Source organism: Mycolicibacterium psychrotolerans (assembly GCF_010729305.1).
Taxonomy (GTDB): domain Bacteria; phylum Actinomycetota; class Actinomycetes; order Mycobacteriales; family Mycobacteriaceae; genus Mycobacterium; species Mycobacterium psychrotolerans.
In genome coordinates this window covers 1,701,932-1,727,644 of record NZ_AP022574.1, presented here as the reverse complement: position 1 = coordinate 1,727,644, position 25,713 = coordinate 1,701,932, and the positions used below count along the sequence as shown (strand labels likewise).

The following is a 25,713-nucleotide window of genomic DNA, read 5'->3' as shown; positions in this document are numbered from 1 at the left end:
CGGTGTCACTCCTTGGGCGTCGAGGTCGGATGCGGCACACCGAGTCCGGCCGCCAGGTTCTGCAGGGCGATCTCGGCGAGCGGCAACTCCACGCCGGTGTCCTCACCGAGCGTGAGAGCCAGCCGCAGATCCTTCTCGGCGAGACCACGGGTGTGGACGAACATGTCGTACAGGAAGTGGTCGGCGCTCAGCGGACCGGTGTCGTCGCGCACCATGATCGCGCCGGGGCCGCCGCTCTGCGCGTCGCTGTGCCGGACCACCCGGCCGAGCTTCTGCAGGTCGATGCCGGCCGCCTCGGCCAGCCTCTGCGCCTCGCAGGCCGCGGCGAATCCGATGAACGTCAGCATGTTGCGGGCCAGCTTCATCCGGGTGCCCGCCCCCGGTTCGCCGGCCCGCACCACCATCGACGCCCACTGCTTGAACACGGGCTTCACCGTGTCGTAGGCGTCGTCATCGGCGCCGACCATCACGGCGAGCTCGCCCTTGTCGGCCGCTGCGGCGCCGCCGCTGACGGGGGCATCGACCACGTGAATCCCTCTCGGCTGCAACCTCTCCGCCAGTTCGGCCGCGGTGCCGGGCTCGATCGTGGAATGGATCGCGATGACCGTTCCTGGCTTTGCGTGGTCGCCGAGCTCGCCGACGACGTCGCGCACCTGCGCGTCCGTCAGCACGGTCACGCTGATCACGTCGGCCGCCTTGGCGACGTCGGCGACGCTATCGGCCACGGTCGCGCCCTGTTCGGCCAGGGGTGTCATCGCCTCGGCCCGCACGTCGAACACGACCAGTCCGCCGGGCCAGCCGACGAGCCGCTTGGCCATCGGCGCGCCCTGATTGCCCAGGCCGATGTAGCCGAGGGTGGTGGCGGTCATGACCGGATGATCTGTCCGCCGTCGACGTTGAAGATCTGCCCGGTGATCCACTTCGCTTGATCCGACAGCAGGAACAGACACATCCCCACGAGGTCGTCGGGCTGCCCCATGCGTGACAGCGGGATGTTCTTGACGATGTCGGCCACCATCTCCTGCGGCGTGGTCGTGCGGTTGGCCTCGGTGTCGATCGGGCCCGGTGCGATCGCGTTGATCCGGATGTTCTGCCCACCGAGCTCACGCGAGAGCTGCTGGGTCAGTCCGTTGATGCCGACCTTGGCCAGACCGTAGAAGTTCGCGTAAAGCCAGGCGGCTGTGGAGGACTGGTTGACGATCGCCCCGCCGCCGCGCTTGGCCATCTTGCGGTACACCGCGCGGGTGCACCACAGGGCTCCGTCGAGGTTCACGCTCATGAACTTGCGGTAGTACTCGGGGTCGACGGTGACCAGGAAGTCGAGCTTCATCCCGCCGAAGATGGCCGCGTTGTTGACCAGGTAGTCGATGCCGCCGAACTCCGAAAGGGTCTGCCCAGCCATCTCTTTGGCCGACTCGGGATCGGAGACGTCGACCCGCACCGCGAGCGCGTTGCGTCCCTCGCCGGTGATGCCGTCCGCCACCTTCTGCGCACCCTCGGTGTTGATGTCGGCGACGACGACGGCCGCGCCCTCCCGGGCGAGCGCCTCGGCATAGGCCTGCCCGATGCCGCCTCCGGCGCCGGTGACGATGGCCACCTTGTCCTTGAACTGGTCTCCGTACAATCCCACTGGCATCTCCTCAGTTCGCCGCTCGCATGTCACACCGCCGTGGCAATCGCCTTGATCTCGAGGTACTCCTCGAAACCCGCGAGCCCCATCTCCCGCCCGATACCGGACTGCTTGTAGCCGCCGAACGGCATGTCGGCCGAATACCACACGCCACCATTGACGTTCACCGTGCCGACGCGCAGACGCGCCGCGACCGCCGAGGCGCGCTGCTCGTCACCGGAGAACACCGTGCCGGACAGGCCGTACGGGGAGTCGTTGGCGATGCGCACGGCGTCGTCGTCACCGTCGTGTGCGATCACCGTCAGCACGGGACCGAAGATCTCTTCCCGCGCGACCTTCGCGGTGTTGTCCAGCCCGGCGATCACGGTCGGCTCGATGAAGTAACCAATGTCCCGGTCGGCGGGACGTCCTCCGCCGCAGGCGAATCGGCCGCCCTCGGCGGTCGCCGAATCGAGGTAACCCTGAACCCGTTCACGCTGACGCTCCGAGATCAGTGGACCGCAGATCGTGCCCGGATCGGTCGGATCTCCGGGTTTGAGGCCGCCCATGGTGGCCGCCGCCGCCTCGACCGCCGCGTCGTAGTGGTTGCGCGGCACCACGAGCCGCGTCGTGATCGCGCAACCCTGCCCGGCGTGCATCGAGGCGGTGAACGCCGCCATGGCACACGCGCCGGCGAGATCGGCGTCGTCGAGCACGAGGAACGCCGACTTGCCGCCGAGTTCGAGGAACACCTTCTTCAGGGTCGCGGCGCTGTCGGCCATCACCGCGCGGCCGGTGTTGGTGGAACCGGTGAACGACACCATGTCCACCCGGGCGTCTTGCGAGAGCAGCGCACCCACGCCGTGGTCGCTGGAGGTCACGATGTTGACGACACCGGCCGGGAAGTCGGTGTGCTCGGTGATCAACTCGCCGAGAATCGCGGCAGCCCAGGGGGTGTCGGGAGCAGGCTTGAGCACCAGGGTGTTCCCCGCCGCGAGCGCCGGCCCGATCTTCGCGAGGTTGATCTGGTGCGGGAAGTTCCACGGCGTGATGGCGCCGACGACACCGATGGCCTCCCGGGCGACGGAGCGCCTCGTCTTGATGCCCATCGGCGCCGCGATGCCCAGATCGGTGGACCAGGCGTAGGACTCAGCGGTGTCGGCACAGAAACTCAGGTCCTCGACCGGCCCCTCGAGCTGCGCCGCAGAGGTCAGCATCCGGGGAGCACCCACCTCGGCCATCGTCAACTCGCGCAGCTCGTCGACGTGGTCCCGCATGGCCTGCTGCAACTGGCGGATGCAGCGCACCCGCAGCGCGGTGTCGGTCAACCAGCCGGTCTCGTCGAAAGCGCGCCGCGCCGCAGCGATCGCCGCGGACATGTCGTCGCCGCTCGCGTCCGCGGCCACCCCGAGCGTCTCCTCGGTTGCCGGGTTCACGGTGGGAAAGGTCCCCGCGCTCCCCGCGACGAGCTTTCCGTCGATGAGCAGTCTGCTCTCGCGATCGGCCAGGATTCCCATCCGACCTCCCTGTCTGCATCTCTGGACAGTTGTCCGGCATATGTCCGTCGCACCATAGCTCGCGCCGCGCTCGACAAGCAAGAGCGCCTGGCCCTGTCGGGGGAATTGCCATCTTCATCAGGGGTTTCATCGATCCACTTGCCTGTCGAGCCGGCTGTCGGATATGTTGGACATGTGTCCAGTGATGCCGCCGCCGCGATCACCGAGACCGACCGGTCGGCGCGCCGCAATCGGCGGCAGGAAGAGACGTTCCGCAAGGTGCTCGACGCCGGCCTGGAGATGCTGCGCGAAACCTCCTACGCGGAACTGACCGTGCGTGCAGTGGCCGCACGGGCGAAAGTCGCACCGGCCACCGCCTACACGTACTTCTCGTCGAAGAACCACCTTATCGCCGAGATCTACCTCGACCTCGTGCAGCAGGTCGAGTACTTCACCGACGTCAACGACAGCACAACCAGCCGCGTCGAGAAGACGCTGCGCAGCATGGCCTTGACGGTGGCCGACGAACCCGAGGTGGCGGCCGCGTGCACGACGGCGCTGCTGTCGGGCAACGATCCCGCGGTGCGCGCCGTACGCGAACGGATCGGCGGCGAGATCCACCGGCGCATCCGCTCGGCCGTCGGCCCCGACGCCGATCCCCGCACGCTGGCCGCGCTGGAGATGACGTTCTTCGGCGCGCTGGTCAACGCGGGCAGCGGCGCGTTCACCTACCACCAAATCGCCGACCGCCTCAGCTACGTGGTCGGCCTCATCGTCGGAGACGAGAAATGACCACGAGCGAGATCCTGCTCGACCCGTACGACTACGACTTCCACGAAGATCCGTACCCGTACTACCAGAGGCTGCGTGACGAGGCCCCGCTGTACCGCAACTCCGAGCTGGGCTTCTGGGCGTTGTCGCGGCACCAGGACGTGCTGAGCGGATTCCGCAACAGCACAACGCTGTCCAACAAATTCGGGGTGTCGCTCGATCCGGCGTCGCGCGGTCCGCACGCGTCGAAGACGATGTCGTTCCTCGCCATGGACGATCCCGCCCACCTGCGCCTGCGCACCCTGGTCTCCAAGGGCTTCACCCCGCGCCGGATCCGCGAACTCGAGCCCCGGGTCACCGAGATCGCGGTCGCCCACCTCGACACCATGCTCGAGAAAGCCTCCGACGGCGAAACCGTGGACTACGTCGACGAATTCGCGGGCAAGCTGCCGATGGACGTCATCTCCGAGCTGATGGGGGTTCCGCAGGCCGATCGCGCGCAGGTCCGCGCCTGGGCCGACGGCGTGATGCACCGCGACGAAGGGGTCACCGACGTCCCGCCCGCGGCGGTCGAGGCCTCGATCAACCTCATCGTCTACTACCAGAACATGGTCGCCGAGCGCCGCGCGGCGCTCACCGGCGACCTGACCTCAGCCCTGCTCGAGGCCGAGATCGACGGGGACCGCCTCACCGACGACGAGATCCTGGGCTTCATGTTCCTGATGGTGATCGCCGGGAACGAGACGACCACCAAACTGCTTGCCAATGCCGCTTTCTGGGGCCACCGCAATCCCGATCAGCTGAAGCCGGTGTACGACGACCTGAGCCGGGTGCCGCTGTGGGTCGAGGAGACGCTGCGTTACGACACGTCCAGCCAGGTCCTCGCTCGCACCGTCGTCGGGGAACTCACCCTCTATGACACCGTGATCCCCGACGGTGACGTGCTGTTGCTGCTGCCCGGCTCGGCGCACCGCGACGAGCGCGTCTTCGAGAACCCCGACGACTTCGTCATCGGCCGCGAGATCGGTTCGAAGCTGATGAGTTTCGGCAGCGGCGCGCACTTCTGCCTGGGTGCGCACCTGGCCCGCATGGAGGCCCGCGTCGCGCTGGCCGAACTGTTCAAACGAATCCGCGGATACGAGGTCGACGAGGCCAACGCCGTCCGCGTCCACTCGAGCAACGTCCGCGGATTCGCCCACCTGCCCATCAACGTGGAAGTGCGCTGAAGGACCCGTCACATGCCTCGATTCGAACCACTGCCCGACCGCCGACCCGCACTGGTCGCCGGCGCCTCCTCCGGTATCGGCGCGGCCACCGCCGTCGACCTTGCCGCACACGGCTTTCCGGTCGCGCTCGGCGCGCGCCGCGTGGACAAATGCCAGGAGATCGTCGAACAGATCCGCGCCGCCGGCGGCGAAGCCGTCGCGGTGCACCTCGACGTCACCGACCCCGACTCGGTCAAAGCCGCCGTCGAGCAGACCACCTCCGAACTCGGCGACATCGAGGTACTCGTCTCAGGCGCCGGCGACACCTACTTCGGCAAGCTCGATGCGATCAGCACCGAGCAGTTCGAGTCGCAGGTGCAGATCCACCTCATCGGCGCCAACCGCGTCGCCACCGCGGTGCTGCCCGGCATGCTCGAACGCCGCCGCGGAGATCTGATCTTCGTCGGTTCCGACGTGGCGTTGCGGCAACGGCCGCACATGGGCGCCTACGGCGCGGCCAAGGCCGCGCTGGTCGCCATGGTGAACAACTACCAGATGGAACTCGAGGGCACCGGCGTGCGCGCGTCGATCGTGCACCCCGGACCCACCAAGACCTCGATGGGCTGGAGCCTGCCCGCCGAACTGATCGGCCCCGCACTGGAGGACTGGGCCAAGTGGGGCCAGGCCCGTCACGACTACTTCCTGCGCGCCGCCGACCTCGCCAGGGCGATCACCTTCGTCGCCGAGACCCCGCGGGGCGGTTTCATCGCGAACATGGAGCTGCAGCCCGAAGCCCCACTGGCGGACACCAAGGAACGCCAAAAGCTCACGCTGAACGAGGAGAACCTGACATGACCACCCCAGTGGTGCCCCGCGTCTCAGGTGGTGAGGACGAGCACGGCCACCTCGAGGAGTTCCGCACCGACCCGATCGGCCTGATGACGCGCATCCGCGAGGAATGCGGCGACGTCGGCTGGTTCCAGCTCGCCGACAAGCAGGTGGTGATGCTCTCCGGCGCCGAGGCCAACGAGTTCTTCTTCCGCTCCAGCGACAGCGAGCTCAACCAGGCCGAGGCCTACCCTTTCATGACGCCGATCTTCGGTGAGGGTGTGGTGTTCGACGCCGACCCCGAGCGCCGGGCCGAGATGCTGCACAACACCGCGCTGCGCGGCGAGCAGATGAAGGGCCACGCCGCCACGATCGAGAACGAAGTCCGCAGGATGATCGAGAACTGGGGCGACGACGGCGAAATCGACCTGCTGGAGTTCTTCGCCGAGCTGACCATCTACACGTCGACGGCCTGCCTCATCGGCCAGAAGTTCCGCAACCAGCTCGACTCGCGGTTCGCGAACTACTACCACCTGCTCGAACGCGGCACCGATCCGCTCTGCTACGTCGACCCCTACCTGCCGATCGAGAGCTTCCGCATCCGTGACGAGGCGCGGGCGAGCCTGGTCGAGTTGGTCCAGGAGGTCATGAACGGCCGCATCGCGAACCCGCCCACCGACAAGAGTGACCGCGACCTGCTCGACGTCCTGGTCTCGATCAAGGACGACGACGGCAATCCGCGCTTCTCGGCCAACGAGGTCACCGGCATGTTCATCTCCCTGATGTTCGCCGGCCACCACACCAGCTCGGGAACGTCGAGCTGGACGCTCATCGAGCTGCTGCGCCACCCGGACTACCACGCCCAGGTCCAGCAGGAGCTCGACGATCTCTACGCCGACGGCCAGGAGGTGAGTTTCCATGCGCTGCGCCAGATTCCGAAGATCGACAACGCGCTCAAAGAGACTCTCCGACTGCATCCGCCGCTGATCATCCTGATGCGTGTCGCCCAGGACGAGTTCGAGGTGGCAGGACACCCGATCCACAAGGGGCAGATGGTGGCGGCGTCCCCGGCCATCTCCAACCGGATCCCCGAGGACTTCCCCGATCCGGATGCGTTCGACCCCGACCGCTACGAGAAGCCGCGCCAGGAAGACCTGATCAACCGGTGGACGTGGATCCCGTTCGGCGCAGGCAAGCACCGCTGCGTGGGCGCGGCGTTCGCCCAGATGCAGATCAAGGCGATCTTCTCGGTGCTGTTGCGCGAGTACGAGTTCGAGATGGCGCAGCCGCCGGAGACCTATCGCAATGATCACTCCAAGATGGTGGTGCAGTTGGCGCGACCGGCGAAGGTGCGCTACCGCAGGCGCAAGGACAGGGCCTGAGACATGGGCAGCTACCGCGTGGAGGTCGACGCCGATCTGTGCCAGGGCCACGCCATGTGCGAACTGGAAGCGCCCGACGTCTTTTCGGTGCCCAAGCGGGGCATCGTGGAAATCGTCGACTCGGAACCTCCCGACGACATCCGTGAGGACGTCGAGCGGGCTGTCGAGATGTGTCCCACCCGAGCACTGTCAATCATTGAGAACGACTGAAAGGTCAAGCGCAATGGCGTCACGCGAACAATTAGAGGACTGGGTCCAGCGCTGGCTGACGGCCAACCAGGACGCGGAGAAGGCGGGCGACTGGAAACCGTTGGCGGACTTCTACACCGACGACGCGACCTACGGCTGGAACATCGGCCCCAAAGAAGACGTCATGTGTCTCAACAAGAACGAGATCCGCGATGTCGCGCTTGGTTTGGAGATGGAGGGCCTGGAGAACTGGGTCTACGAATACCAGAAGGTGCTCATCGACGAGAAGCAGAACGAGATCGTCGGCTTCTGGAAGCAGATCGCCAACAAGAGCGACGGCTCGCGCGACGAGATCTACGGCATCGGCGGCAGCTGGTTCCGGCTCAACGACCAGTTGCTCATCGAATGGCAGCGCGACTTCTTCGACTTCGGCCACGTGCAGAAGGCGTTCCTGAAGCTGATCGAGTCGGGCGACCTCACCCCCACCATGCAGAAGCGCATCGAGCGCTCGCTGGCCGGGGAGAAACTGCCCGGGTACTACCCCCTCGGCGAGGCCCCCGTCCCGATCTGGTGAACACCACCAAGCGGTTGCTTGGGGGCGGTGTGATGTGGCTAACTAGAGCCTCTAGTCTGGTGACAGAGGCACCCGTCGAAAGCAGGAGATATGAAGACCAAAGGCGCTCTGATCTGGGAGTTCAACCAGCCCTGGTCGATCGAGGAGATCGAGATCGGCGACCCCGTCAAGGACGAGGTCAAGATCCAGATGGAAGCGTCCGGAATGTGCCATTCCGACCACCACCTGGTCACCGGCGACATCCCGATGGCCGGTTTCCCGGTCCTGGGCGGCCACGAGGGCGCCGGCATCGTCACCGAGGTGGGCCCGGGCGTCGAGGGGCTCGAGCCCGGTGACCACGTGGTGCTGTCGTTCATCCCGTCCTGCGGTTCGTGCCCGTCCTGTCAGGCCGGTCTGCGCAACCTCTGCGACCTGGGCGCGATGCTGCTGCAGGGCACCGCGGTCTCCGACAACACCCACCGCATTCACGCGGTCAAGGACGGCACCCCCGTCATCCCGATGACCCTGCTCGGCACGTTCAGCCCGTACATGGTCGTCCACAAGAGCTCCGTGGTGAAGATCGACCCGTCCATCCCGTTCGAGGTGGCCTGTCTCGTCGGCTGCGGCGTGACCACGGGCTACGGCTCGGCGGTGCGCAGCGCGCACGTCCGCCCCGGCGACGACGTCGTGATCGCCGGCATCGGCGGCGTCGGCATGGGTGCGCTGCAGGGCGCGCTCAATGCGGGGGCCCGCAACATCTTCGCCATCGACCCGGTCGAGTGGAAGCGCGACCAGGCGCTCAAGTTCGGCGCCACGCACGTCTACCCCGACATCGGCAGCGCCATGATGGGCGTCGCCGAGGTCACCCAGGGCCGGATGGCCTCGAAGACCATCATCACCACCGGTGAGCTCAAGGGCGAAGAGATCGACAACTACCTCAACATCACCGCCAAGGGCGGCACGTGCGTGGTGACCGCGGTCGCGAACATGGCCAGCTCCGACGTGACGCTGAACCTGTCGATGCTCACGCTGCTGCAGAAGAACCTGCAGGGCACCATCTTCGGCGGCGGCAACCCGCACTTCGACATCCCTCAGCTGCTGTCGATGTACAAGGCGGGCCGGCTGAACCTCGACGACATGGTGACCCGGCAGTACAAGCTCGAGCAGATCAACGACGGTTACAAGGACATGCTGGAGGGCCGCAACATCCGCGGCGTGATCCGATACACCGACGCCGACCGGTAGGTCCGCATGACCGATCCTGAAAACGGCACCGTGGCGCTCGCACCGGTGGTCGCCGCGTCCCGCGCGTCGTGGCGCTGCGTCCAGAGCGGCGACCGGGAGGGCTGGCTGGCCCTGATGTCCGACGACATCGTCGTCGAGGACCCGATCGGCGAGGCCGTCACCAACCCCGACGGCACGGGGGTGCGCGGCAAGGAGGCCCTCGCGGCCTTCTTCGACACCAACATCGGTCCCAACCGGCTGCGCATCACCTGCGAGGAGACGTTCCCCTCGAGCAGCGCACGCGAGATCGCCTACATCCTGGTGCTGGAGACCACGTTCCCCAATGGCTTCGTCGCCACGGTCCGTGGGGTGTTCACCTACCGGGTCGACGATGCGGGCCTGATCACCAACCTGCGCGGCTACTGGAACATGGACGCGATGACGTTCTCGGAAGCGGGGACCACGAATTAGCGAACCGCTGTCGGGTCGCGGCGCGGTGGTGGTGGGCGGCACGCGTGGCGTCGGATTGGCGGTGGCCACGCTGCTGGCCGATCTCGGCGCCGGGGTCGTGGTCAACGGACGGGATGCGGACGCCGTCGACCAAGCGGCGCAAGGGATTTCCGCAGCTGTCGGTCACGCGGGCTCACCGTCGGATCCGGCAGTCGCCGACGCCCTGATCGGCGCCTGCGTACGCGAGTTCGGGCGCATCGACATCCTGGTCAACTGCGCCGGGACCGGCGAGCCCGCCGGCTCCTCGATCCTGACGATCACCCCCGCGCAGTTCCAGGACCTGATCGACGCGCACCTGGGCACGGTCTTCCAGACCTGCCGCGCGGCGGCACCGTTGATGGCGCGGCAGGGAACGGGTGCGATCGTCAACACCAGCTCGTTCGCGTTCCTCGGGGACTACGGCGGCACCGGGTATCCGGCGGGCAAGGGCGCGGTCAACGGTCTGACGTTGGCGATCGCCGCCGAACTCGCCGAACACGGGGTGCGGGCCAATGTGGTGTGTCCCGGTGCGAAGACCCGGCTGTCCACCGGACCCGAGTACGAAGCCCACATCGCAGAGTTGAATCGGCGCGGCCTGCTGGACGACCTCAGCATGCAGGGTGCCCTGGACGCCGCGCCGCCGGAGTACGCGGCGCCCACCTACGCCTACCTGGCCAGTGATCTCGCCGCAGACGTCACCGGCCAGATCTTCATCGCCGCAGGCGGATTCGTGGGCCGCTTCGACCGCCCGGCCCCGGCGATCGTCGCCTACCGAGATCACCACGATGCGCCGCCCTGGACCGTCGAGGAGATCGCCGAGAAGGTCTCGGCTCAGGTCAGGAGCTGACGCCGGGCAACTGGTGGTCGCGGTACTGCCGACGCAGCTCCAGCTTGAGGATCTTGCCTGTCGCGGTGTGCGGCAACTCGTCGACGAACACGACGTCGTCGGGCAGCCACCACTTGGCGACCTCGCCGGCCAGATAGTCGAGGATCTCCTCGCGAGTCGCGCTCTGCCCCTTGCGCAACACGACCAGCAGCAATGGGCGCTCCTGCCACTTCGGGTGCGGCACCCCGATCACCGCGGCCTCGGCGATCGCCGGGTGTCCGGTGGCCGCGTTCTCCAGATCGATCGAACTCACCCACTCGCCGCCGGACTTGATCACGTCCTTGGCGCGGTCGACCAGCTGCAGGTAGCCGTCGGGGTCGATGGTCGCGACGTCGCCGGTCGGGAAGAAACCCTCCGCGTCCAACTTCTCGCCGCCCTCGCCCTTGAAGTACCCACTGGCGATCCACGGTCCGCGCACCCACACCTCACCGAAAGCCTTGCCGTCCCAGGGCAACCGGTTGCCATCGTCGTCGACGATCTTGAGCTCCACACCGCAGATCCCGCGGCCCTGTTTGAGCAAGATCTGGTGCTTCTCGCTCTCGCTGAGCCGCTCGTGCTTGGGGAGCAGCCGACCGATCACACACAGCGGGGACGTCTCGGTCATCCCCCAGCCCTGCATGGCCTGGGCGCCGAAGTCCCGCTCGAACCGTTCGATCATCGACAGCGGCAGCGCCGCCCCGCCGGTGCCGGCGATGCGCAACCCCAGCTCGTGCGGATCGATCTCGGGATGCTCGTCGAGATAGGAGAACAGCATCATCCACACCGTCGGCACGCCCTGCGACTGATTCACGCCTTCGGTCTTCATCAGCTCGTAGACGGATTCACCGTCGAGGTGGGGGCCGGGCAGCACCAGTGTGGCGCCCACCATCGCCGCGGTGTAGGGCGTGCCCCACGCATTGGCGTGGAACATGGGAACGACGAGCAGGATCACCGATCCGCTGTGGACGTCGTTGGCATCCCGGGCCGCAGCCATCAGCGTGTGCAGCATCGTCGAACGATGCGAGTAGAGAACGCCTTTCGGATTGCCGGTGGTCCCGGAGGTGTAGCACAGCGACGAGGCGCTGTTCTCGTCGAACTCGGGCCAGTCGTAGTGCGTGGACTGCCTGCCGATGAACTCGTCCCAGCACAGCAGCGACCCCTCCGGAACCCCGGGTACGTCCGGCATGTGCTCGCGATCGGTCATCACGACGTAGGTCTGCACCGTGGCCAGTTCGGCCGCGAGCCTGCTGACCAGCGGCGCGAAGGTGATGTCGAAGAACAGTATTCGGTCTTCGGCGTGGTTGATGATGTAGGCGATCTGCTCGGGGAACAGACGTGGGTTGACGGTGTGCATCACCGCGCCGGTGCCGGAGACGCCGAAATACAGCGCGAGGTGGCGGTCGCTGTTCCAGGCCAGTGTCGCGATCCGGTCGCCCTGCTGGACACCGTATTCGGTCAACGCGTTGGCGACCTGCTTGGACACCTCACCGACCTGACGCCACGTCGAGCGTCGCACGTGACCCTCAGGGAGCCGGGACACGATCTCGGTGTCGCCGTGGAAGGCCGACGCATACTCGATCAACGACGCTATCATCAACGGCCGGTCCTGCATCAAACCCAGCATGCGGCCAGGCTAACCCCTCTAACCTCCCGGCATGGACCGCATCTGGCAGTGGGCGTGGAAGAACTGCGCGACGAGATACTCTTGGGTCATCTACGCGGTCGCCTGCGGCATCGGCGTTGCTGTGTTCCTCGTGTCGGCGTTCGCCATCGTCGCTTTCGAGAAGTCCGATCGCTATGTCGAGGTCGGCGTGATCGTCGCGACCGCCGTGCCGGTGATGACGTTCGTGAACATCCTGCCCGGCTTGGGCGGAATCCGTGTCGTCGAGCGGTGGGCCGCCGGCCAGGAGGTCGATCGTCGGAGCGCACTGACGGCCACCTACAGCTGGGCTCGGCACACGGTGACTCGAACGGTGGTCGACACCGGTGTGGCGATGGGCGCGACCGCGATCGCCGTCGCGACCGTCGCCGGGGCCGGCGCGTCACGGCCGGCGCAGTGGGCGATCCTGGGTGCCGCCGTCGGCGCCGGCGCCCAACTGGTGGGCGCACGCAGCTTCCTGGAGGGCGCGATGAGACCAGCCAGGATCGACATCGCCGGCGACAGCGGAATCGGTGACTCCCTGCCCCGTTCACGGCCGAGCTTCGCCACCTGGTCGAACATGGCCATCCTCGCGGCCGTGTTCGGGAACGCGATATCCGGCGCGATCTTGGGTGCGGTGATACTGCGGGCCGCTCCCGAACCCGTGCTCGCCGTCGTCGTCGGCGCGGGAATGATGGTCGGCTTCGCCGTCCCGATCACCGTCGGCGCGGCATCCTCCCAGTCGTTCTTACCCATCCGCGACCTCGCAAGGGGCACCGAGCGCGTTGCGGCGGGAGATTACAGCCAACGGCTGCCGGTGGTCCAGGACGATGATCTGGGTGCGCTTGCGGCGTCGTTCAACCGCATGCAGGCGGGATTGGCTGAGCGACAACGACTTCACGCGGCTTTCGGAAACTACGTGGATCCGGCTTTGTCGGCGCGGCTTCTCGAACAGGGCGACGATGCGTTCACCGGCGAGCGCCGCGAGGTCAGCGTGATGTTCCTCGACATCCGGGACTTCACCGAGTTCGCCGAAGTCAACACGGCCGAGGACACCGTCGCTCGGCTCAACGCGCTGTTCGAGATCGTCGTGCCCGCCGTCGTCGATGCCGGCGGGCACATCAACAAGTTCCTCGGCGACGGCACGATGGCCGTGTTCGGCGCACCGAACGAGATCGCCGACCACGCCGGCGCCGCCGTATCCGCTGCTCTCGTGATCCGGCGTCTGGTCACCGATCGCTTCGGCGGCGAGATGCGGATCGGCATCGGGATCAACACCGGTGTGGTGATCGCCGGGACCATCGGCGGAGGCGGCCATCTCGAGTACGCGATGATCGGCGACACGACGAACGTCGCGTCCCGCGTCGAGCAACTGACCAAGACGACCGGGGATGCCATTCTGCTCACCCCGCAGTGCGTCGACGCCATGGCCACACGGCCATCCGGGCTGACCGATCGCGGGTTTCATGTGCTGAAAGGAAAGTCGGCACCCATCCAGGTGTTCGGTGTCGACACCGCTCAGGTCCGCGTGCGCCAGCGCTCGACGTAGGACGCCCGGGCCACGTCCGACGGCCGGCGCTGCGGCAGCATGGCTTGATCGCGTTTGATCACCGAGCGCATGGTCAGCGCAGTCAGCACCACCATGACAGCGGCCGGAACGACAGACAGCGGAGACGCCAGCAGCAGCTGGCTCAGTTCATTGGCTTCCATGTGATGTGTTCGTAGCCACAGCCGTGTCGGATGGCATGCTCGTGATCATGGGGACCGTGTTCACGAAGATCATCAACGGCGAACTGCCGGGCCGATTCGTCTACGAAGACGACGACATCGTGGCGTTCCTGACCATCCAGCCGATGACGCAGGGCCACACGCTCGTGGTGCCACGCGCGGAGCTCGACAACTGGCAGGACATCGACGCCCCGGTGTTCGCCCGCGTCATGGAGGTCGCCCAACTCATCGGCAAGGCCGTGTGCAGAGCGTTCGACACCGAGCGCTCGGGCGTGATCATCGCCGGCCTGGAGGTGCCGCATCTTCACGTGCACGTCTTCCCGGCGCGCGAGCTCTCGGACTTCGGATTCGCAGGAGTCGACAACAACGCGTCGCCGGAATCGCTCGACGACGCACAGCGCAGGATCAAGGCCGCGATCGCCGAACTCAGCTGACGGGTACCGACGGCTCCTCGACCACCGCCGCCTCGGCGATGCGCGGCAGACTCACCCGGAACCGGCAGCCGTGCCCCGGCGCGGTGGTCACCGTGACCTTGCCGCCGTGCGCGTAGACCAGCGAGTCGACGATCGACAGGCCCAGACCGGTGCCGCCGCTGGCGCGCGCCCGTGACGAGTCGGCCCGGTAGAACCGCTCGAACACCCGTTGGGCGTCTTCGACGCTCATGCCCGGCCCCTCATCGCACACCTCGAGCACCGCGGTGTCGCCGTCGGTGCCGACACGCACCGTGACCCCGGCGGTTTCCGGGGTGTGCTGCAACGCGTTGGCCACGAGGTTCGACAACACCTGACGAAGCCGCGCCTCGTCGCCGAGCACCTCCGGAGTGCCCGGTCCGTCGAAGACCTCCATGCGGATCGGGCGCCGCGGCGCGATCGACTGCGCGTCGTGCACGGCGTCGCTGGCCAGGGCCAGCAGGTCGACGCGATGGTGTTCGAGCGGGCGCTGCGCGTCGAGGCGGGCGAGCAGCAGCAGGTCCTCGACGAGCAGCCCCATGCGGCGGGACTCGCTTTCGATGCGGCCCATCAGCATCTCGACGTCGCGGGCGGCGCCCTGCCGGTACAGCTCGGCGAAGCCGCGGATCGTCGTCAACGGCGTCCGCAACTCATGGCTGGCGTCGGTGATGAACCGGCGCATCCGGTCCTCGGACTCGCGCGCCTGCTCCGCCGAGGACTCCGAGGACGCCAGCGCCCGCTGGATCTGGGCGAGCATGCCGTTGAGCGCCAGCGACAACCGGCCGACCTCGGTGCGCGGATCACGCTCGGGCACTCGTCGGTCCAACTGGCCCGCCGCGATGGCGGCGGCCGTCTGCTCGACCTCGGCCAGCGGCTTGAGGCTGCGGTGTACCACCGCGTAGCCGACGATGCCCAGCACGAGCAGCACCGCGACACCGATGCCGACCTGGGCGTAGACCAAGGCGCGCGTTGTGGACTTCACGTCGGAGAGGTCGATCGCGACCGTGGTCAACTCACCCCGGGGGCCGCGTACGGTCATCGCGCGCCACTCGACGTTCATGTGGTCGACGCTGCCGACCGTCACCGGCAGCGGCCCGACATCGTTGTCCGGGGGAAGCGCGGGCTCGGCATCGCGGTCGTTGACCGCAACCCACGCATTGCCGTCCGGATCGATACCCCGCACGTAGTAGTCCGAGGGTGGCCGCGCCGGATTCGGGTCGACCGGGGTGGCCGGGACCTGCCTCGGCACCTGTGCCCACCCCCGGGACGCGTCGAGCAAGGTGTCGTCGACGCGGTTCATCAGGCTGTGATGCATGATCGTGGTGACCGCGATCCCGGAGGCCAGCAGCCCACAGGCCACCAGCAGCAGCGTGGCGGCGACCAGCCCTACTCGGAGCGGAATCCCGCGTCTGATCTGACCCACGCCTCCATTGTCAACGGGGTTCGCGAAGTACATACCCCACACCCCTCAGGGTGTGCAGCAGGCGTTTGTCGCCGGTGTCGATCTTGCGGCGCAGATACGACACATAGGACTCCACGACGTTGACGTCGCCGCCGAAGTCGTAACGCCACACGTGGTCGAGGATCTTGGGCTTCGACAGCACCGTGCCCGCGTTGATGATGAAGTAGCGCAGCAGCGTGAACTCCGTCGGCGACAGCGAGACGGGCTCGCCGGCCTTCCACACCTCGTGGGTGTCCTCGTCGAGTTCGATGTCGGCGAACGTCAGCCGCGAGGTGCGGGGCTCCTGCGCGCCGCCACCGGTGCGGCGCAGGATCACCCGCAGCCGCGCCACCACCTCTTCGAGGCTGAACGGCTTGGTCACGTAGTCGTCGCCGCCGAGCGTCAGCCCGGCGATCTTGTCCTGCAGAGAGTCACGCGCGGTGAGGAACAGCGCGGGTGCGTCGATGCCGTCGGCGCGCAGCCGGCGCAGCAGCCCGAAGCCGTCCATGCCGGGCATCATCACATCGAGGATGATCGCGTCCGGCCGCATTTCACGGGCGATGTCGAGGGCAGCTGGACCGTTCGACGCGGTGTAGACCTCGAAGCCCTGGAACTTCAGGCTCACGGAGAGAAGCTCGACGATGTTGGTCTCGTCGTCGACCACCAGGACGCGTGCTTCGGGAACGTGTTCGTGCGCAGGCATCGCCATAGCCCTCAATGTTCATCGCTGCGGTTGGCAGGGTGCTGCACGCTCGCTGTGTACTTCCTGTGAGTTCCATCTTGGCTTGTTCCTAGACTGGGCGCATGAATCTCGGCAGATCACTCAGCGATGTCGCGTTGGCCCCGATGCGGGTCGGCCTGGCCGTCGCCGACGCCGGCCTCGGAGTGGCCAGCGGCGGTCTCGGCATCGCCCGCAAAGCGCTGGGTGAGACCCGGGACGGAGTCCGTCAGACGCCGACGTCGTTCGCGTCGATGCTGGGTGTGCAGGACGCGGTGGAGCGGGCCAACCGGCTGGCCCGGTTGATGGACGAGGATCAGCCGCTCGGCCGAGCGCTCGCCCCGGACGGTGCGCTGGACCGGCTGCTCAAACCCGGCGGCGTGGTGGACCGGCTGACCGCTCCCGGCGGCGCGCTGGACCGCCTGACCCAGGATGACGGCGGATTGATGCGCGCCATCGAGCCCGGCGGGCTGGTCGACCAACTGCTGGCCGAGGACGGACTGGTCGATCGCCTGCTCGCCGAGGACGGCGTGGCCGACCGGCTGTTCGCCGAGGGCGGTGTCGTCGACACGCTCACCGCGCGCAACGGCCCGCTCGAACAACTCGCGACGGTCGCAGACACGTTGAACCGCTTGACGCCGGGTCTAGAGGCGCTGGAGCCGACGATCGAAGCGCTGCGCGAGGCGGTGATCGTGCTCAGCCAGGTGGTGAATCCGCTGAGCAACATCGCCGACCGGATCCCGCTGCCGGGCCGGCGCCCGCGCGGCCGGTTCGGCGCGCGTCCGGCGACGCCGCAGCGGGTGATCGACATCGAGGAATGACCCTGAACCCGATAAGCTGGCCCCCGCACGCCTCCTTAGCTCAGCGGTAGAGCTCCCGTCCTGTAAACGGAAGGTCATCGGTTCAACCCGCAGACTGACATACGGGAACCCAACGCCCCTAGGAGATCCCGAGAACCGCCACTCTGGTAGCCGTGTCACTGGGCGACGAGTAGGGAAAGGAGATGAGCCTGTTCGTGGTAAACACCACACGGGTGCCGTCGGCGCTGAAGAGTGGTTCGTAGTCTGCTCCGCCACCGATGCTCAGCGTGCCGCCGGCTTGTTTGCCCGTCATCATGTCGACGACCACCATCCGGGAGGTGCCGGTGTAGGTGACCGGGTTCCATGGGGACGTGGTGATCAGCGCCCGGGTGCTCTCGGCGCTCAGCAGTTGTGCGCCGTATATCCCGCCGTACAGGGTGAGGGTGGCGCCGATCTGTTGACCGGTGGTGGTGTCGATGACCGCTACCCGGGTGGAGTGCGGATCGACCCAGAACAATGCGCCCTGGTCGTAAACGGCCGTGCTGATCAGGGCGCGGGTGCCGTCTGCGGTCATCAGCGGCGCGCCGGATCCGGGAACCGTCAGGGTGGTGCCCACCTGCGCGCCGGTCGTGGTGTTGAACACCGTCACCCGCGTGGTGTACTCGATTCTTTCGTAGCCGGTCACCGTGGTGGTGATGAGAGCGCGGTTGCCGTCGGCACCGGCGAGTTGGAAGGCTGCCGGCCGTCCGGTGAGGCTGAGAGCGGGCCCGACTTGTGCGCCCGTGGCGGTGTTGATGATTACCGCGACCCCAGCGTTGTTGGTGATCAGCGCACGGGTGCCATCGGCGCTCACCAGCGGTTCGCCGTCCGCGCGCCCGGTGAGGGTGGCGGTTGTGCCGATCTTGGCCGCGGTGGTGGTGTCGATCACGGTCACCTGGGTGTTGAGGACGGTGTAACCGTCGGCGACGTAGGTGGTGACCAGCGCGCGGCCGGCACCGGCGGCCCGAGCGGGGCCGGACTGCGCTCCTATAAGGGTGACGGTAGAGCCGACCTGTTTGCCGGTGGTGGCGTCCACAATCGTGACCAGGGTGGTGGAGGCTGGGGTGACGGTGTCGTCGACGCTGGTGACGATGAGGGCGCGGTTCGCGTCGGCGCTCATAACCACGGATTGCGTTCCCGCGAGGGTCAACGTAGTGCCGACCTGAGATCCCGTGACGGGATTGAACACCGCCACCGAGGTGGAGGCGTCAGCGTCGGTGACGACAAGCGCACGTGTGCCCTTTGCGCTGAACAGCGGTGAGCCGAGTAGGCGGCCGGCGAGGGAGAGGGTGGTGCTGGCTTGGTGGGTGGTGGCGTCGACGACGACGACCCGGGTCGTGAATCCCGTCTCCCAGTCTCCCTCCATGGTGGTCACCAGGACGTGAGTTGCATCGGCGCTCCACGTCGCCGACTGGTACCCGGGCAGGGTCAGGGTAGTGCCGATCTGGGCGCCGGTCTTCGTGTCGAGTACCGCCATTCGGGTACCGCCGGTGACCAGATCGCTGGACGCGGTGGAGACCAGGGCGCGGGAACCGTCAGAGCTCAACACCGTCGGAAATCCGACTTCTCCGGCGAGGGTGAAGGTGTTGCCGACCTGGGCGCCCGTGGTCGTGTCGATCACCACCACTTGGGTCGTCCAGCCTCCGATGGTGATGATGGCGCGGGTGCCGTCGGCGTTCAGCAGGGGTGTGCCACTTTCACCGCCGGCGAGGGTGAGCGTGGTGCCGATCTGTTTGGCCGTGGCAGTGTTGATGACCGCCACCTTTGTGGCGCCGCCGCCTAAGTCATAGTTGGTCGCGTCCGTGGTGATGACAAGACGGGTGCCGTCGGGGGTGAACACCTTCCCATTCAGGTAGCCGGTGAGGGAGACGTTGTCGCCGATGAGGTCTACCTCGGTTCGCGCAACGGATGCGGCACTCCCGGGGGTGATGGCCAGTACCCGCACGGTGCGGTCGGCGGCGTCGGTGACGTAAATGGTGCCGTTGGGCGTGACTGCGATGACGTGGTCGCCAGACGGATCCGAGTCGATCGCCTCGGTGCGGATCACCCTGAATGCCTCGGTGTCGATCACCGAGATGGTGTCGTTGCCGTTGACGACATAGGCGAGATCACCGAGGGGGCTCAGCGCCACCGAACTGGGCGAGGGGCCCACCGTAATGGGGTTCGCTCCACGACCGTTGGGGTCGAAGGGCGCAGGGGCGTTGGTGGCGGTATTGATCACGGAGACCGTGCCGCTGCCGGTGTTGACCACATACAGTCGGCCGTTGGTGCCGAGCGCGAGGCTGGACGGCTGGGCACCCACCGCAATGGTGGTTACGATGCTTTCGGTGTCGGTGTTGACCACCGACAGCGTGTTGCTGCTGCGGTTGGCCACATACAATCGCTTGCCGATGGACACCAGCGCGCTGGGCGCCGAACCGACCGAAATGGATTGATTTCCTGACACATTCGGGTTGATGTCGACCAGCTTGTTGGTGGTGGTGTCGATCACCGACACCGTGTTACTGCCGCGGTTGGCCACATACAGCCGATTGCTGCTGACGGCCAATGCGCTCGGCGACGAGCCCACCGAGATCCGCGTTGAGAAAATACTCGGGTTGGCGTCGATGCGTTTGTAGGTGGCGGTGTCGATCACCGATACCGTGCGGTCGCCGGTGTTGGCCACGTACAACCACAAGCCATTGGCGCTCAGCGCCAACGCCCCCGGCGCGGAGCCCACCGAAATGTCCTTGGAGAAGATGCTCGAGTTGGCGTCGACACGTTGACCGGTGACGGTGTTGATCACCGACACGGTGTTGCCGCCGGTGTTGGCGACGAACAATCGGCCATCCGACGTGACCACCATCGCCGAGGGCCGGCTGCCCACCGCGATCGGCGGCTTGGTGTCCAACCGGGCCGGGGCGATGTACACCGACACCACCGCGGTACTGGTCTGCTGCCCGTCACCGACGGTGACGCTGAAGGTGTCGGTGTCGGTCGTCGTCGTCGCACCGGCAGCCAACCGTGCCGTCTGGCTGGGGGCATAGGTGTAAGCGCCCGTCTGCGCGTTCAGCTGGACCTTTCCGCCGTCCGGCTCAGTGGCCAGGGCGAACGTCAGGGTGTCGCTTTCGGGATCGGTGACGACCACCGTGCCGTTCACCACTCCGGTCACCGGATCAGGAATACCTATCGGCTGGCCGGGAACAATCGGCGCCGCCATCGCGGCCACCGAAGTTTGTCCGCTCTCAACGCTTTGGCCAGTCAGCGCCGCACCGGCGGACCGCTGACGGGTGCCCAAGGCTGCGACAACCAGTTCCAGCGGCGAGTCGACCGGTAACAGCGGACCGTCGGTCATCGATGAACCCGGACCCGGTGTCGATTCAGCCGACGACACTGAAACCTCCTGCTGGGCAACCACATCGGGCCCCAGCAGCGCGGACGTGCCGGTGGTGACCGCCACAACGGTCCGCGGCGCGGCGGGCTGTTCCAGCGCCCGATCAGCGATCGCATGCTGCCGCACTGAGGTATCTCCACCCGAAGGCGCCGAGCCGCTCGTATCCGAGTCGGCGCCGACCAGCACGCGCGTCGCTCGCAGCTTCCTGTTTCTCGGCCGATCAGACTTCCCCACGCCGCCCGACACCTCACGGTCCACGGCAGCTGAGTGGACGACGGGCCCGGCCGGATCGTCGCTGCCCGAATCCTCACCCTCGGATTCGCCGCTCCCTCGGCCCGGTCGGGTGCTGTCGGAATCCGAGGATTTACCGTGGTCGGTGGCGCCTGCCGAACTGGCGCTCTCCGAACTCGCGGTTGCAGAATCGTCGGCCCACGCAACGCCCGTAGAGGCGGCGACCGCCATGCCCACCCCCAGCGCGACCGCCAAACCCCCGACTCGGCCGATGCATAATGCGCTGCCCATGGTGAGATCTTGGCCGAGGTTCCCCATACCGAGTTCAGTAGTGCAGTACTGCACCTGCGGCCACCCCGTCGCGGTGATGATGACCTGACGGTAGCGAAACCTTTTCTCTTTGGAGAGAAGTCGGGCTTCCTGGCGATTACCGCGGGACTTCGTGATCGGGATCATTTGTTCTCGACACCCCACGAGGGGGAATCCCACAATGACCAATCAATCCGCACACTGACCGGCATCAAGTACGCAGCGACACTGGTCGGCGCCCTCGCTGTTGTCGCCTTGGCGCCCGGCAACGGCCAATGCGCTCGCGATCAACGGAAACTCCGAAAGCGGTGGGTGCACCTTCACCGACAAAGACGGTTAGACGTCCCGATCGACGAGGGCCAGGCCCTTTTCGCCGACGGCAAGATGTCATCTGCCGCGGTGGGACGATCGTCGTGATCACGGCGCCGGCGAGCTCCGGCGGGAGCGCGAATGTGGGGCCGAAGATCAGCATCGGGCCGCGATGGGCGAGCCGGTCGGGTTCGCGCAGGAGATGGAATCGGTAGCACCGCCGGGCGGCGTGTGCTGTCGGAGTCCACGGCACGGTTGGTTGAGCGCTCCGTGGCGCTCTTGGAGCCGGAGTGGGCGCGCACAAAGGGTCCGACGATCCGGTCATCGTGCGCCGACCGGAGGCGATCAAGCCGCGGGAATGGCAACGTCGGGCGTGTCGAGACGCGCCTGGTGAGCCGGCGCTGGGAGATGACGGTCCACCAGCGTCCAGAGTCCTGCGCGTCGGCTCCGGGATCGACGTCGAGGACTGGGCCCGAACCCGATAAGCTGGCTTCCGCACGCCTCCTTAGCTCAGCGGTAGAGCAACGCTCTTGTAAAGCGTAGGTCGTCAGTTCAATCCTGACAGGGGGCTCCATGCCCCTCGCGGCCCGACGAGACGCCGCGATCGCGCGCGAAGTGCAGTAGCGCGCTACTGCGCCCGCCGCCGCAGCGCGGCGTGACGATTACCCGGGTGATCAACGACCCGGTGCTGCGGCTCGAGGGAGTCCAGAAGACGTACCGCAGAGGCGACGAACAGGTGCACGTGCTCGATGACGTCGACTTCACCTTGTACGCAGGCGAATTCGTCGTCGTGACCGGACCGTCGGGGGCCGGCAAGTCGACCCTGCTGCATGTCGCGGGCGGATTGGACGAACCGGACCGCGGAATTGTGGCGGTGTCCGGCCAGGACGTCTGGTCGATGAGCGTCGCGGCCCGTGCCGCATTCCGCCGCCGCCATCTTGGCTTCGTATTCCAGTTCTTCAATCTGGTGCCGATGCTGACCGCCGTGGAGAACGTGTCACTGCCGTTGGTGCTCGACGGCGTTCCCGCGCGCCGGGCCGACGCCCGCGCCGCCGAGCTGCTGGCCCGGGTCGGGCTCGCCGACCGGGCGCGGCACCGGCCGGCTGAGCTGTCGGGCGGTCAGCTGCAGCGCGTGGCGGTGGCGCGCGCGTTGGTGGCCAGGCCGTCGATAGTGCTCGCCGACGAGCCCACCGGAAACCTGGACAGTCACTCATCGGCGGAGGTGCTGGACCTTCTGCGCGCCTTGACCGACGAGGACGGCACAGCGGTCGTGATGGTGACCCACGACCGGGCCGCGGCGAGCTACGGGTCCCGCGAGCTGCATCTGGTCGACGGGCATACCAGCGCGGTCACCGCCGTCGTGGGGCAGGCGTGACGCGCAGGCTGCGTGCGCAGTGGTTGTCGTTCCGACGCATCCACCTCGCCGCGTTGGTCGCAGATTGGCGCCGAACCTCGCTCAGTGTCATCGGAGTCGCGATCGGCGTGACGGTGGTTCTGGGTGTCCTCATCCTCAAATCCGAACTCGTCCGCCCATTCGACTCGTTCGGTCCATCGCTGGTGAACGCCGCCGGCGTGGGGGTCATCGAGGTGACGCCGAACGTCGAAGGCCGGCTGCCGTTCGGCGTGGTCGAGCGGCTGCGCACGGAGGTGACAGGGGCCGAGGCGGTCATCCCGATCGTGGGAAGCCTGACCCCGGTACGCGCCGCGAACGGCAGCCACGGCTTCTTCCTACTCGGCGGGTCGTGCCAGATCGAGCTACTGGTGGGCCCGTTCGACTGCGAGCGCCGCGCCCGCACCGACCCACCGGCGGCCGGTCCCGGCGTGCCGCTGCAGATTCCTGCCGTGATCGCCGAACGAGATGATCTACATCCGGGTGACGAAGTGCGCATCCCGGGGCTGACTCCCGGGTCTGCGCACGTCGGGTGGACGTTCGCGGAGTTCGAGCGGGTCAAAGGCATCAATGACGGCTACGTCCTGCTCGCGCCGAGCGCGGAACTCGCGGCACGTCTGCTCGGCGCCCCGGGATACGTCACCGCCGCCTTCGTCGTGCCGGGCGCTGATGCGTCCAACGTCGCGGCCGACGTCGACCGCGTCGTCGCCGGGGTGGCGACCGCCGGGCCGCCCCGCCCGCAACTGCCGGCCGTGTTCGAGAACAGCAAGCAGAGTCTCGACCTGGTCGCGCTGGCCGGCATCGTCGTCGGGATCCTGATAGCGGTGAACACCATCCTGCTGGCGGTCGAGGACCGGCGCACGGTGATGGGAACCATCGGCGCCATCGGCGCGGGGCCGGTCGGGTTGTTCGGCGGAATGATGGGCGAGGGCGCCGTGGTCGGTGTGCTCGGTGGACTGCTGGGCGCGCCGAGCGGCTTCCTTCTGGGCGCGTACCTGGTGGATCGCTTCGGGCAGTCGATGCTGGCCGGGTCCGGAGCGACGATCACCGCACCCGTCACGCCCGACCTGGTCGTCACCGCCGCGGCCGCCGGTGCCATCTGCGGAATCCTCGCGATGAGCGGACCGGCGGCCCGGCTCATCCGTGCCGGCCCGCTGGCGTCGATGGCGAGCGTCGGCGGCATGCAGCGGGAAAGGCGGATTGCGTTGTGGCCGTTGCTCGCCGGCACCAGCCTGCTGGCGGGCGCCGTCGCGGCGTCGACGGTGTTCTCGCACGGGCCATGGCCGGTCCGCGTCGGCGTCGACGCCATGACGGTGGGTTTGTGGGGGGTGGCGCTCACCACGGTGTCGATCGCGCCGCGTGCCGCAGGCCCGCTGATCGCCCTCATCACGACCGCCCGGCCGGCACTCGGACGTCTGCTGAGCGCCGACTTCCGCCGCTACGCCCTGCTGTTCGCGCTGTCGGCCGCCCTGCTCGCCGAGGCGGCTAGCCTGGCCATCGGGTCGCAGAGCATGCAACTCCTCGGCACCCAACAGATCGCCGCGCAGAAGGCTGCCCGACTGCCGGCCGCCCTGCTGATCTCCCCTCAATCAGTATTGGATCAGCGGGACGGCCGGCTCACCGAGGGCACCTACCAGCTGATCGCCGATGCGGCCGACGGCCGGAGCGTGTCGTCGCGGTGGCGGTCGACGATCCAGTCAGGCACCCAGTCGCGGCTGGTTGCCGGGGTCGCGCCGGGCGACTGGTACAGCACGGCGCTGTATGAGCCGGACGCCCCAGACAGCTTCTGGACGGGCCTGACACGCGGGGCCGTCGGGCTGAGTGAGATCGCCGCGAGCCGGCTCGGCGTCGACGCGGGCGACACAGTGCAGCTTCCCACCGTGGCGGGCCCAAAGACGTTCGACGTCGCCGGGATCTTCCGTCCGCGGATGGTCAACGACGCCGCGGTCGGCGACATCGTGCTGGTATCGGCGCCGTTGGCCCGCACCGACTGGGCCGCGCAGCGTGATCAGGTCGCGGTGGCCTACTCCTCCGCTGCCGAGGCCGCCGCCCACCGTGGCGACTTCACCGAGCTAGGCGCCGGCTTGCGAGTGTACGACAACGATCAGTGGCGCTCGGAGGCCACCCGCGGCATCACCCGCTTCCTGCAGCCGTTCACGATCGCCGGTTACGTGGTGATGGCGGCAGCCGGCGTGAGCGTGCTGAACGTGTTCGTGCTGGGCTTGGTGCAGCGCACCCGCGAGCGGGCCGTGCTGCGGGCGGTCGGGGCAACCTCCCGACAGGAGCAGCTGGTGATCGTTGCCAACGCGATCCTGCTCGCCTCGATGGTCGCCGTCCTGGCCGTGCTCGGCGGCATCGGTCTGACCTATCTGTGGTCGCTGGGCTCGCCGGTCTACTACGGCATCGCCATCGACTGGGGGGTGCCGACACTGCCCCTCCGGATCGGGGTCGCCGCCGTATTCGGGCTCGTCCTCGCCGCCGCGCTGTATCCCGTGATCCGGTCACGCCGGCTCGAGACGGCCGAGGTGCTGCGCAACAGCTAGAAGCTGTTTGCTGATTGACCGCACCCGGCAAGGATCGGCATACATCACGGTCGGGAAACGAAAGTAGTGCCGAACTTCCCTTTTGCTGGTCGCCCCTGTTGTGTTGCGATTGAATGACGAGTACGTCGGGGGA

General features: G+C 67.4%; 23 protein-coding genes and 1 tRNA gene. 16 read left to right on the top strand and 8 right to left on the bottom strand.

All coding sequences use genetic code 11. The annotated features are described in order from the left end of the window. Positions 1-5: 5 nt before the first annotated feature. From G6N45_RS08495 to G6N45_RS08485, 3 genes are read right to left on the bottom strand one after another with little or no spacing between them, the layout of a single operon-like run. Positions 6-869: an NAD(P)-dependent oxidoreductase gene (locus G6N45_RS08495; RefSeq protein ID WP_163721606.1), complete on the bottom strand. Its 864-nt coding sequence runs from the start codon at positions 867-869 to the stop codon at positions 6-8. Further along, positions 866-1,630, bottom strand: coding sequence for an SDR family oxidoreductase (locus G6N45_RS08490; RefSeq protein WP_163721604.1), 765 nt, complete (start codon positions 1,628-1,630; stop codon positions 866-868). The genes G6N45_RS08495 and G6N45_RS08490 overlap by 4 nt, the downstream gene beginning before the upstream one ends. A 29-nt stretch (positions 1,631-1,659) precedes the next feature. After that, a complete protein-coding gene (locus G6N45_RS08485) occupies positions 1,660-3,126 on the bottom strand; it encodes an aldehyde dehydrogenase (protein ID WP_163721602.1) in 1,467 nt (488 codons plus the stop codon). 174 nt (positions 3,127-3,300) lie between these two features. On the opposite strand from G6N45_RS08485, the gene G6N45_RS08480 reads away from it, so the two are divergent. From G6N45_RS08480 to G6N45_RS08440, 9 genes are all read left to right on the top strand, one after another. Then, positions 3,301-3,897 (top strand): TetR/AcrR family transcriptional regulator, encoded by a 597-nt coding sequence (locus G6N45_RS08480; RefSeq protein ID WP_163721600.1) that lies wholly within the window; start codon positions 3,301-3,303, stop codon positions 3,895-3,897. Then, a complete protein-coding gene (locus G6N45_RS08475) occupies positions 3,894-5,102 on the top strand; it encodes a cytochrome P450 (protein ID WP_163721598.1) in 1,209 nt (402 codons plus the stop codon). The genes G6N45_RS08480 and G6N45_RS08475 overlap by 4 nt, the downstream gene beginning before the upstream one ends. 12 nt (positions 5,103-5,114) lie before the next feature. Continuing rightward, positions 5,115-5,936: an SDR family oxidoreductase gene (locus G6N45_RS08470; RefSeq protein ID WP_163721597.1), complete on the top strand. Its 822-nt coding sequence runs from the start codon at positions 5,115-5,117 to the stop codon at positions 5,934-5,936. Continuing rightward, entirely contained in the window at positions 5,933-7,291 is a 1,359-nt protein-coding gene (locus G6N45_RS08465; RefSeq protein ID WP_163721595.1) for a lanosterol 14-alpha demethylase, read from the top strand. The genes G6N45_RS08470 and G6N45_RS08465 overlap by 4 nt, the downstream gene beginning before the upstream one ends. 3 nt (positions 7,292-7,294) lie before the next feature. Continuing rightward, positions 7,295-7,501 carry a ferredoxin gene (locus tag G6N45_RS08460; RefSeq protein WP_163721593.1) on the top strand — a complete coding sequence of 69 codons (207 nt, stop codon included), beginning with the start codon at positions 7,295-7,297 and terminating at the stop codon, positions 7,499-7,501. Between the two features lie 13 nt (positions 7,502-7,514). Then, positions 7,515-8,054, top strand: coding sequence for a nuclear transport factor 2-like protein (locus G6N45_RS08455; RefSeq protein ID WP_163721591.1), 540 nt, complete (start codon positions 7,515-7,517; stop codon positions 8,052-8,054). A 90-nt stretch (positions 8,055-8,144) separates the two neighbouring features. Continuing rightward, the gene (locus G6N45_RS08450) at positions 8,145-9,278 is read left to right on the top strand and encodes an NDMA-dependent alcohol dehydrogenase (protein ID WP_163721590.1); all 1,134 of its coding nucleotides are present in this window, start codon (positions 8,145-8,147) and stop codon (positions 9,276-9,278) included. Positions 9,279-9,284: 6 nt separating this feature from the next. Further along, a complete protein-coding gene (locus G6N45_RS08445; protein WP_163721587.1) occupies positions 9,285-9,728 on the top strand; it encodes a nuclear transport factor 2 family protein in 444 nt (147 codons plus the stop codon). 25 nt (positions 9,729-9,753) lie between these two features. Continuing rightward, positions 9,754-10,593 carry an SDR family NAD(P)-dependent oxidoreductase gene (locus G6N45_RS08440; protein WP_163721585.1) on the top strand — a complete coding sequence of 280 codons (840 nt, stop codon included), beginning with the start codon at positions 9,754-9,756 and terminating at the stop codon, positions 10,591-10,593. Here G6N45_RS08440 and G6N45_RS08435 read toward each other — a convergent pair. Then, on the bottom strand, positions 10,583-12,235 hold the full coding sequence (locus tag G6N45_RS08435) for a long-chain-fatty-acid--CoA ligase (protein WP_163721583.1): 1,653 nt from the start codon (positions 12,233-12,235) through the stop codon (positions 10,583-10,585). The two genes, G6N45_RS08440 and G6N45_RS08435, sit on opposite strands and share 11 nt — an antisense overlap. A gap of 31 nt (positions 12,236-12,266) precedes the next feature. Here G6N45_RS08435 and G6N45_RS08430 point away from each other — a divergent pair, with 31 nt between their 5' ends. Beyond that, positions 12,267-13,799: an adenylate/guanylate cyclase domain-containing protein gene (locus tag G6N45_RS08430; RefSeq protein WP_163721581.1), complete on the top strand. Its 1,533-nt coding sequence runs from the start codon at positions 12,267-12,269 to the stop codon at positions 13,797-13,799. On the opposite strand, the gene G6N45_RS08425 is transcribed toward G6N45_RS08430, so the two are convergent. Continuing rightward, positions 13,769-13,960: a hypothetical protein gene (locus tag G6N45_RS08425; protein ID WP_163721579.1), complete on the bottom strand. Its 192-nt coding sequence runs from the start codon at positions 13,958-13,960 to the stop codon at positions 13,769-13,771. The two genes, G6N45_RS08430 and G6N45_RS08425, sit on opposite strands and share 31 nt — an antisense overlap. A gap of 47 nt (positions 13,961-14,007) precedes the next feature. Between G6N45_RS08425 and G6N45_RS08420 the strand changes: the two genes are divergently transcribed. Continuing rightward, complete coding sequence (locus G6N45_RS08420; protein WP_163721578.1) at positions 14,008-14,412, top strand: HIT family protein; 405 nt, start codon at positions 14,008-14,010, stop codon at positions 14,410-14,412. Here the strand turns inward: G6N45_RS08420 and G6N45_RS08415 are convergent. Together G6N45_RS08415 and G6N45_RS08410 are read right to left on the bottom strand one after the other, a co-directional pair. Further along, positions 14,405-15,883: a sensor histidine kinase gene (locus tag G6N45_RS08415; RefSeq protein WP_163721576.1), complete on the bottom strand. Its 1,479-nt coding sequence runs from the start codon at positions 15,881-15,883 to the stop codon at positions 14,405-14,407. The genes G6N45_RS08420 and G6N45_RS08415 overlap by 8 nt on opposite strands. Next, positions 15,861-16,577 (bottom strand): response regulator transcription factor, encoded by a 717-nt coding sequence (locus G6N45_RS08410; RefSeq protein ID WP_163721573.1) that lies wholly within the window; start codon positions 16,575-16,577, stop codon positions 15,861-15,863. The genes G6N45_RS08415 and G6N45_RS08410 overlap by 23 nt, the downstream gene beginning before the upstream one ends. A 95-nt stretch (positions 16,578-16,672) precedes the next feature. Between G6N45_RS08410 and G6N45_RS08405 the strand changes: the two genes are divergently transcribed. Next, a complete protein-coding gene (locus tag G6N45_RS08405) occupies positions 16,673-17,407 on the top strand; it encodes a hypothetical protein (RefSeq protein ID WP_057149216.1) in 735 nt (244 codons plus the stop codon). A gap of 118 nt (positions 17,408-17,525) precedes the next feature. Here G6N45_RS08405 and G6N45_RS08400 read toward each other — a convergent pair whose 3' ends face one another. Beyond that, complete coding sequence (locus G6N45_RS08400) at positions 17,526-20,576, bottom strand: beta-propeller fold lactonase family protein (RefSeq protein WP_220100592.1); 3,051 nt, start codon at positions 20,574-20,576, stop codon at positions 17,526-17,528. Positions 20,577-21,329: 753 nt separating this feature from the next. On the opposite strand from G6N45_RS08400, the gene G6N45_RS28005 reads away from it, so the two are divergent. The 4 genes from G6N45_RS28005 (at position 21,330) to G6N45_RS08380 (ending at position 25,580) form a co-directional block, all read left to right on the top strand. Continuing rightward, complete coding sequence (locus G6N45_RS28005) at positions 21,330-21,755, top strand: hypothetical protein (protein WP_246228922.1); 426 nt, start codon at positions 21,330-21,332, stop codon at positions 21,753-21,755. 391 nt (positions 21,756-22,146) lie between these two features. Continuing rightward, positions 22,147-22,221 (top strand) — tRNA-Thr (locus G6N45_RS08390). An 81-nt stretch (positions 22,222-22,302) separates the two neighbouring features. Continuing rightward, positions 22,303-23,022, top strand: coding sequence for an ABC transporter ATP-binding protein (locus G6N45_RS08385; protein WP_246228921.1), 720 nt, complete (start codon positions 22,303-22,305; stop codon positions 23,020-23,022). Then, positions 23,019-25,580 (top strand): ABC transporter permease, encoded by a 2,562-nt coding sequence (locus G6N45_RS08380; protein WP_163721569.1) that lies wholly within the window; start codon positions 23,019-23,021, stop codon positions 25,578-25,580. The genes G6N45_RS08385 and G6N45_RS08380 overlap by 4 nt, the downstream gene beginning before the upstream one ends. Positions 25,581-25,713 lie beyond the last annotated feature (133 nt).